The following is an 8,270-nucleotide window of genomic DNA, read 5'->3' as shown; positions in this document are numbered from 1 at the left end:
TGTACCGGAGGCTTCACTCATGCCCGGGATCGACACGCGCACGGTTACTGTTCTGACGCTGATTGCCCCAGTTTCAAACAGTTTCCAAACACTCCCTAGGCGCCACTCTCCCTTTGCACCGCCATGATGGAGTGCCGTGCCGGGCGTTCTCGCCGGTAACCCGGTGCACCGCAGCGCGTGGCGGCGTCCATCCGGCCGACCACACGCAACAACTGGCCGGAGACCTGCCCATGAGCGACCGCCTCCTCATGGCTGATCTGTCCCTGACGGCGGCCACCCGTGACCTCGTTCAGCAACTGTGCTCCCGCCTCACCAACGACACGATCGCCAACATTGACGGGGGGGGGGAACTCAACCGCATCCTCATCGACCGCCACCACGTCGATACCGCCGTCCGCCATCACGCCGTCATGGTCCCCGCCCTTGCCGACGAACCCGACCTGCCGGCACGCCGTCGCCTGTTGGGCGTGTCGGGGCGTGGTCGCAAGCTCGCCGACCGTGCGGCCGGGAGCTCACGCGCCAACAACGAGCCACGCCCGAGGCTCGGCCCGCGCTGAGGCCGTCACCCGCGGTCAGCGCCGCACACGTGGACGATCCCCATGCGCCGGGGCCGGGCGGCCGGGCTCATCACCCGAGGCATTGGCGAGAGCGGCTCTCAGGAGCGTGCCCGATGCGCGGCGGCTCCCGGACGACCTTCGGGAGAGGAAGGAGAGGCCGACCCCAGGCTTCCCGATCCCGGCCATGGCCAGCCGCCGGCTGTACGGTGCCCACGCGAACGCGGAAGCCGCTCAGCCCACCCGGTCGATCACCAGGGGCAGCGGGTCGTACTCCCCGTCGACCTCGTACCCCTGCGCCAGCACCTGGGCCGCGCGGTCGAACCGCTCCGGCTCGTCGGCGTGCAGCGTGAACAGCGGCTGCCCCGCGCGGACCGGGTCGCCCGGTTTGGCGTGGAGGGTGACGCCGGCGCCGGGGGCGACCGCGTCCTCCTTCCGGGCGCGGCCGGCGCCCAGGCGCCAGGCGGCGAGGCCGACCGCGTGGGCGTCCAGGCGGGTGAGGGTGCCCGTCGCGGCGGCCAGCACCGTGCGCCGCTCCCGGGCGGTGGGCAGCGGGGCGTCGGGGTCGCCGCCCTGGGCGGCGACCATCCGGCGCCAGGCGTCCATCGCCGTGCCGTCGCGCAGCGCCTCGGCCGGGTCCTTCGCGGCGGTCAGGCCCGCCGCCGCCAGCATCTCGCGGGCCAGTGTGACGGTGAGCTCCACCACGTCCTCCGGGCCGCCGCCGGCCAGCACCTCGACGGCCTCGGCCAGCTCCAGCGCGTTGCCGACCTGGCGGCCGAGGGGAGTGTCCATCGCGGTCAGCAGCGCGACGGTCCGCACGCCGTGGTCGGTGCCGATCGCCACCATGGTGCGCGCGAGCTCCCGGGCGGCGGAGGCGTCCTTCATGAAGGCCCCGGAGCCGACCTTGACGTCCAGGACCAGCGAACCGGTGCCCTCGGCGAGCTTCTTCGACATGATCGAGCTCGCGATGAGCGGGATCGACTCCACCGTCCCCGTGACGTCGCGCAGCGCGTACAGCCGGCGGTCCGCCGGCGCCAAGCCGCTGCCGGCCGCGCAGATCACCGCGCCGACGTCGCGCAGCCGGTCCCGCATCCCGGCGGGCGTCAGATCGGCCCGCCAGCCCGGGATCGACTCCAGCTTGTCGAGCGTGCCGCCGGTGTGGCCGAGGCCGCGCCCGGACAGCTGCGGGACCGCGGCACCGCACGCGGCCACGGTCGGCGTGAGCGGCAAGGTGATCTTGTCGCCGACCCCGCCGGTGGAGTGCTTGTCCGTGGTGGGCCGGGGAAGGTCGGAGAAGTCCAGCCGCTCGCCGGAGGCCAGCATCGCCTCCGTCCAGCGGCTCACCTCCGCACGGGTCATCCCGCGCCACACGATGGCCATCGTGAGCGCCGACATCTGCTCCTCGGCGACCGCGCCCCGGGTGTAGGCGTCCACCACCCAGTCGATCTGCTCCGCCGTGAGCTCGTGGCCGTCGCGCTTGGCCACGATGACGTCGATGACGTCCATCCGGCCTCCTCTCGGTCCTCGGATACGTGGCGGCGCGCGGTGCGGGGCTGCCACACCGCGCGCCGGATCCGGTCTAGCGTGCCAGGTCCTCGGGGCCGAACGCCTGCGGCAGCACGTCCGCAAGCGTCAGCACCCCCTGCGGGGTGTCCATGAGCAGCGGCGCCCCGCCGTGCTCCCACAGCAGCTGGCGGCAGCGCCCGCACGGCATCAGGAGCCGCTCGGCGCCGTCCACGCAGGTGAACGCCACCAGCCGGCCGCCGCCGCTCGCCCGCAGCGCCGAGACCAGGCCGCACTCGGCGCACAGGGCCAGGCCGTAGGACGCGTTCTCGACGTTGCAGCCCACCACGGTCCGCCCGTCGTCCACCAGGGCGGCGGCGCCGACCGGGTAGTCCGAGTAGGGCGCGTAGGCGTTGCGCATGGCGGCCGCGGCCGCCGCGCGCAACGCCGGCCAGTCCACCTCGGTCGCGGCCGTCATGAGCCGCCCCTCGGCCGCCACTGCCGGCCGACCGCGGCCGGCGCCCGCAGGCGCTGGGTGGCCAGCGCCATCACCAGCAGGGTGGCGATGTGCGGGCTGTAGGTGACCAGCTCGCGCGGCAGGGTGTCGGTGAAGGCGAACCACACGCCCAGCACCACGGCCAGCGCCAGCGCCACCACGGCGGCGGTCCGCCGGCCGCGCAGCCACTGCACGACGGCCGCCGCCACCAGCGCGATGGCGATGAGCAGCAGCAGCGCGTGCACCGCCGCGGTCGCCCCGCGCACCTGGAGCGCGTCGGTGTAGCCGAACAGGCCCGCGCCCATGGCCAGCCCGCCCGGCCGCCAGTTCCCGAAGATCATCGCGGCCAGGCCGATGTAGCCGCGCCCGTTCGTCTGGCCCTCCTGGTAGATGTTCGAGGCCACCATGGCCAGGAACACCCCGCCGAGGCCGGCCAGCCCGCCCGACACCAGCACCGCCAGGTACTTGTACCGGTACACCGGCACGCCGAGCGACTCCGCGGCGTCGGGGTTCTCGCCGCAGGAGCGCAGCCGCAGCCCGAACGGGGTCTTCCACAGGATCAGGTACGACGCCGGCACCAGCAGGATCGCCAGCAGCGTGATCACCGACATCCCGGTGGTCAGGCCGATGACCAGTCCGGCGAGGTCGGACACCAGGAAGATCCGCTGCTGCTGCAGCGGCCCCAGCACGTCCGCGACGAACGGCAGGCTGATCCGGGGGAACCCGGGGAGCTGCGGCGACTGCGAGGCGCCGCCGCCGGGAGCCTCCTGGAAGAACAGGATCGACAGGTAGCGCATCGCACCCACGGCGAGGATGTTGATCGCCACACCGGACACGATGTGGTCGACGCCGAATGTCACCGTGGCGAGGGCGTGGATCAGCCCGCCGAACACCCCGCCGAGCACGCCGGCCGCCAGGCCGAGCCACGGATCGCCGGTGACCCAGGCGGCGTAGGCGCCGAACCAGGTCCCGAAGACCATCATGCCTTCCAGACCGATGTTGACGATCCCGGCCCGCTCCGCCCACAGCCCGCCGAGCCCGGCCATGGCGATGGGGACCGCGAACGCCAGCGTCGCCTGGACGGTGCCGCTGTCGGTCAGCGGGTTCTGCCCCGTGAAGGCGCGTACCGCCGACAGGGCGGCGAACGCCGCCAGCACCGCGGCGGCGATGCCGAGGCCCCGCCACCTCCTCCACAGCCCGCCGAGCCGCGAGGGCGGCGCCGTGCGGGGCGCCGTCTGCTCCATCGTCCGCGTCATGACGTCGCCACCTTCACCCGGCCGAGCTCCCTGCCCACCTGTTGCTGCTCGTAGCGCCGACCCCAGCGGTGCACGAGCTCGTACACCACGACGACGGTCAGCACGATCGTCGCCTGCGTCACCACCGCGATCTCCTTGGGGATGCCGTCGATGTCCAGAATCTGCGACGACTGGTTCAGCCACGCCCAGAACAGCGCCGCGAACGCGATGCCGACCGGGTGGTTGCGGCCCAGCAGCGCGATCGCGATGCCGGTGAAGCCGAGGCCCACCGGGAAGTCCAGCGCGTAGTAGTGCGAGTCGCCGAGCAGCTGCGGCATGCCGACCAGGCCGGCCACCATGCCCGAGATCACCATGGAGGCCACCACCATGCGGCGGACGTTGACGCCGCTGGCCTCCGCCGCGCTGGCCGACTGGCCGGTGGCGCGCAGGTCGAAGCCGAACCGGGTGCGGTTCAGCAGCGCCCAGTACCCCACACCCACCGCCACCGCGAGCAGCGTCAGGCCGAAGATCGGCCGGCCGGCGCCCATGAACTCGGTGGGGATACCCGGGATCCAGCCGCTCTCGGGGATGGGGGCGGTGCCGATGTTGTTGCTGCCGATGTTGACGGCCAGCCGGTCCGTGCTGAGCAGGTAGGCGGTGATGCCCGTGGCGATCGCGTTGAGCATGATCGTGGAGATCACCTCCGAGACGCCGCGCGCCACCTTCAGGTAGCCGGCGATCCCGGCCCAGAACCCGCCCACCGCGACCGCGACCAGGATGATCGCGATCTGGTGCAGCACCGGCGGCAGCGCCCAGGCGGCGCCGGCGGCGGCCGCGAGCAGCGCGGCGAGCCGGTACTGCCCGTCGACGCCGATGTTGAACAGCTTCATCTTGAAGCCGATCGCCACCGCCACCGCCGAGAGGTAGTAGGTGGTGGCGCTGTTGATGACGGTCACCACGCTGTTGGGCTCACTGCCGTAGCTCAGCATCCGGCCGAAGGTGTAGCCCGGGTCCACGCCGGTGCCCACCAGGACCAGGGCTGTGAGCGCGAACGCCAGCGCGCCGGCGACCGCGACCGCGACGAAGGCCAGCGCCAGCGTGGTCGCCATCCGCCGGTACAGCAGCGGGCCGGTCAGCGAACCGGCCAGGGCGCCCAGCGCGTAGGCGACCGGCTCGATCAGCCACAGGTCGGCGATCACCGCCGTGAGCAGGCCGACCACCACGGCGAGCACGAGCGACGTCGGCGCGACGAGCCCCCGCCGCAGGGCGCGGCTCTCGCCGTCGGCCGGCGCCGTCAGCAGCACCGCGGCGACGCAGGCCGCCGCGACGCCGATCGCCAGCGCGGCGGGCGCGAGCAGCGCCAGGTCCAGCAGGAACGTGCCGAGCACGCCCAGCGCGGCGGTCGCACCGAGCACCGCCGGGGTCGGGAGGGACTTGATCATCGCGCGGCCTCGTCTTCCGTGCTTGCTCCGGGCTGCCCGGGCTCCGGCGCGCCACCGGCCGCGGCCGCGGCGGAGGAGGCGTCGAGCGCCGCCCCCGTCATGGCCGAGCCGAGCTCCTCGGAGGTGACCGTGGCGGGGTCGGCCTGGGCCACCAGCCGGCCGCGCAGGATCACGTGCAGGGTGTCGGACATGCCGATCAGCTCGTCCAGGTCGGCCGAGACCAGCAGGACCGCCAGGCCGCGGGCGCGGGCCGCGCGCAGGTGGTCCCAGATGGCGGCCTGCGCACCCACGTCCACCCCGCGGGTCGGGTGCGCGGCCAGGACGACCTTGGGGTCGCCGCTCATCTCCCGGCCCACGATGAGCTTCTGCTGGTTGCCGCCGCTCAGCGCGTCGGCGTTGACGTCGATGCCGGGCGTGCGCACATCGAACTCCGCGACGATCCGCTCGGTGTCGGCGCGCGCCCCGGCGCGGTCGATCCACGGCCCGCGGGCGTTGGGCCGCCGCGTCTGGTGGCCGAGGATCCGGTTCTCCCAGAGCGGCGACTCCAGCAGCACCCCGTGCCGGTGCCGGTCCTCCGGGACGTAGCCGATACCGGCCTCCCGGACCGCCCGGGTCCGCCATCCGGTGATCGGCGTGCCGTCGAGCGTGATCCGCCCGGCGGCGACCGGCCGCATCCCCATGATCGCCTCGATCAGCTCCGCCTGGCCGTTGCCCTCGACCCCGGCGATGCCGACGATCTCGCCGCGGTGGATGTCCAGCGAGACGCCGTCCACCACCGCGCGGCCGTCGGCTGCCTCGACCCGCAGGCCCTCCAGGCGCAGCGCCGTGTCGGAGGTGACGGTGGACTCCCGCAGCTCCGGCACCGGCAGCTGCCCGCCCACCATGAGCGTGGCCAGCTCGCGGGCGGTGGTCCCCGCCGGGTCCACCGTCGCCACGGTGGTGCCGCGCCGGATCACGGTGATGGTGTCGGCGACCGACAGCACCTCGTCCAGCTTGTGCGAGATGAAGATGACGGTGAGCCCCTCGCGCTTGAGCTCCCGCAGGTTGCCGAAGAGCTCGTCCACCTCCTGCGGCACGAGCACCGCGGTCGGTTCGTCCAGGATGATGGTGCGCGCGCCCCGGTAGAGCACCTTGAGGATCTCCACGCGCTGGCGGTCGCCGACGCCCAGGTCCTCCATCAGCCGGTCCGGCCGGACGCCGAGGCCGTACTGGTCCGAAAGCTCGGTGACCCGCCGCCGGGCCCGCGCCCCGATCCCGTGCAGCCGCTCGGCACCGAGGACCACGTTCTCCAGCACGGTGAGGTTGTCGGCCAGCATGAAGTGCTGGTGCACCATGCCGATCCCGTGCCGGATGGCGTCGGACGGCGTGTGCAGCTGCACCGGCTGCCCGCCGATCAGGATCTCGCCCTCGTCCGGCCGGTGCATGCCGTACAGCGTCTTCATCAGCGTCGACTTGCCGGCGCCGTTCTCGCCCACGATGGCGTGCACGGTGCCCGGTGCGACGGTGATGTTGATGTCGTGGTTGGCCACGACTCCGGGAAACCGCTTGGTGATCCCGCGCAGCTCGACGGCGGGAGGTGCCGCCCCGCCGTCGGATCGCGTGCTGCTCATTCCACTCCTCGGTCAATAGTGGGCCGCCCCGCGCCTGTCTGGCGCGCGGCGGTCGCGACGTCGGCAGCGGGGGCGCACCCGGGAGCGGGCTCCCGGGTGGTGGGCCTGGGGCGCGAGCCCGGTCGGCCCTCCCCCGTCGGCCCCGGCGCCAACGCGCTGAACCGGGCCGTCCAGGGCACACTCCCTGGACGGCCCGGCTCGTCATGCCGGGGGCCGACCCGCGGCGCGGGCGGTACCGCCCGCGCCGCCCGGATCGGCCCCCAGCCGTGAACCCCTGGGGATCACGGCTCGGTCGGGACCTCGATCTCGCCGTCGATGATCCGCTGCTTCAGCTCGTCGAGGCGCTCCTGGATGTCGCCGATCTGCTCCTCGTTGCTGGTCGTGTAGTCCACGCCGCCGGTGGCGAGGTCGAAGCGCTGCACACCGGACTGCGCCTCACCGTCGGCGACCGACTGCACGAAGTCGAACACCGCGGTGTCCACGCCCTTGACGGCGGAGGTCACCACGTACGGCTTCTGCTCGTCCGACGCGTTCTGGTACTGGTCGCTGTCGACGCCGATGAACATCGCCTCGCGGTCCACGACGGCCTCCAGCACGCCGTTGCCGGAGGCTCCGGCCGCGTGGTAGATCACGTCGGCCCCGGCGTCGAGCTGGCCCTCGGCGGCGCTCTGGCCGCGTGCCGGGTCCTGGAAACCGCCCATGTCCGGCGGCTGGGTCAGGTACTGGACCTCGACCTCGATGTCGGGGTTGATCTCCGCGACGCCCGCCACGTAGCCGGCCTCGAACTTGTGGATCAGCGGGGTCTCCACGCCGCCGATGAAGCCGACGTGGTCCTCCTCGGTCTTCAGCGCCGCGGCCGCGCCCGCCAGGAACGACGCCTGCTCCTCCGAGAACACCAGGCTGGTGATGTTGTCGACGTCGTCGATCTCGTCGTCCACGATCGCGAAGTGGACGTCGGGGAACTCCGGCGCCACGTTGCGCATCGGCTCGGCGTAGGCGTACCCCACGCCGATGATGACGTTGTAGCCCTCCTCCGCCATCAGGGTGAGGCGGTTCTCCTTGTCGCTGTCGGACTCGCCCTCGGAGGGCTCGATGTCCTGGATGTCGGAGATTCCGAGCTCGTCCTCCACGCGCTGGAGGCCGCGGTAGGCGGAGTCGTTGAAGGACCGGTCCCCCCTGCCGCCGATGTCGTAGGCGAGACCGACACGGATGTCCGAGGTACCGGCAGAGCCGCCGTCGTCCTCCCCCGTGTCGCCCCCGCCGCTGCTGTCACAGGCCGTCATGGCCAGGCTCAGTGCGCCGGCCGCCGCGATGGCGGCGAACTTGGCGACGAACTTGCGCTTCACGCTTCCTCCCGTTGGGCCCTCGGCGGTTCGCACACGCGCGTAACCGCCGGGTCATGCAGCGGGACCCTATCCGTTCCGTGAAAT

7 protein-coding genes are annotated in these 8,270 nt (G+C 72.9%); 1 reads left to right on the top strand and 6 read right to left on the bottom strand.

All coding sequences use genetic code 11. The annotated features are described in order from the left end of the window. The first annotated feature begins 230 nt into the window (after positions 1 to 230). The gene (locus tag DEF28_RS02955; RefSeq protein WP_114397462.1) at positions 231 to 557 is read left to right on the top strand and encodes a hypothetical protein; all 327 of its coding nucleotides are present in this window, start codon (positions 231 to 233) and stop codon (positions 555 to 557) included. Between the two features lie 231 nt (positions 558 to 788). Here DEF28_RS02955 and DEF28_RS02950 read toward each other — a convergent pair whose 3' ends face one another. From DEF28_RS02950 to DEF28_RS02925, 6 genes are all read right to left on the bottom strand, one after another. Further along, positions 789 to 2,060: a thymidine phosphorylase gene (locus DEF28_RS02950; protein ID WP_114397461.1), complete on the bottom strand. Its 1,272-nt coding sequence runs from the start codon at positions 2,058 to 2,060 to the stop codon at positions 789 to 791. A 73-nt stretch (positions 2,061 to 2,133) separates the two neighbouring features. Further along, the gene (locus DEF28_RS02945) at positions 2,134 to 2,535 is read right to left on the bottom strand and encodes a cytidine deaminase (protein WP_114397466.1); all 402 of its coding nucleotides are present in this window, start codon (positions 2,533 to 2,535) and stop codon (positions 2,134 to 2,136) included. Then, the gene (locus DEF28_RS02940) at positions 2,532 to 3,809 is read right to left on the bottom strand and encodes an ABC transporter permease (protein WP_114397460.1); all 1,278 of its coding nucleotides are present in this window, start codon (positions 3,807 to 3,809) and stop codon (positions 2,532 to 2,534) included. Before DEF28_RS02940 ends, DEF28_RS02945 begins: the two co-directional genes overlap by 4 nt. Next, positions 3,806 to 5,230 carry an ABC transporter permease gene (locus DEF28_RS02935; RefSeq protein ID WP_114397459.1) on the bottom strand — a complete coding sequence of 475 codons (1,425 nt, stop codon included), beginning with the start codon at positions 5,228 to 5,230 and terminating at the stop codon, positions 3,806 to 3,808. Before DEF28_RS02935 ends, DEF28_RS02940 begins: the two co-directional genes overlap by 4 nt. Further along, positions 5,227 to 6,840, bottom strand: coding sequence for an ABC transporter ATP-binding protein (locus DEF28_RS02930; RefSeq protein WP_114397458.1), 1,614 nt, complete (start codon positions 6,838 to 6,840; stop codon positions 5,227 to 5,229). The genes DEF28_RS02935 and DEF28_RS02930 overlap by 4 nt, the downstream gene beginning before the upstream one ends. 281 nt (positions 6,841 to 7,121) lie before the next feature. Next, positions 7,122 to 8,186, bottom strand: a complete 1,065-nt coding sequence (locus DEF28_RS02925; protein WP_233515057.1) for a BMP family lipoprotein — start codon at positions 8,184 to 8,186, stop codon at positions 7,122 to 7,124. Positions 8,187 to 8,270: the final 84 nt, after the last annotated feature.

The sequence above is a fragment of the Marinitenerispora sediminis genome (assembly GCF_003336425.1).
GTDB classification, from domain to species: Bacteria; Actinomycetota; Actinomycetes; order Streptosporangiales; family Streptosporangiaceae; genus Marinitenerispora; species Marinitenerispora sediminis.
Note: the sequence above shows the minus strand (reverse complement) of the source record. Positions and strands in the feature narration are given on the sequence as shown.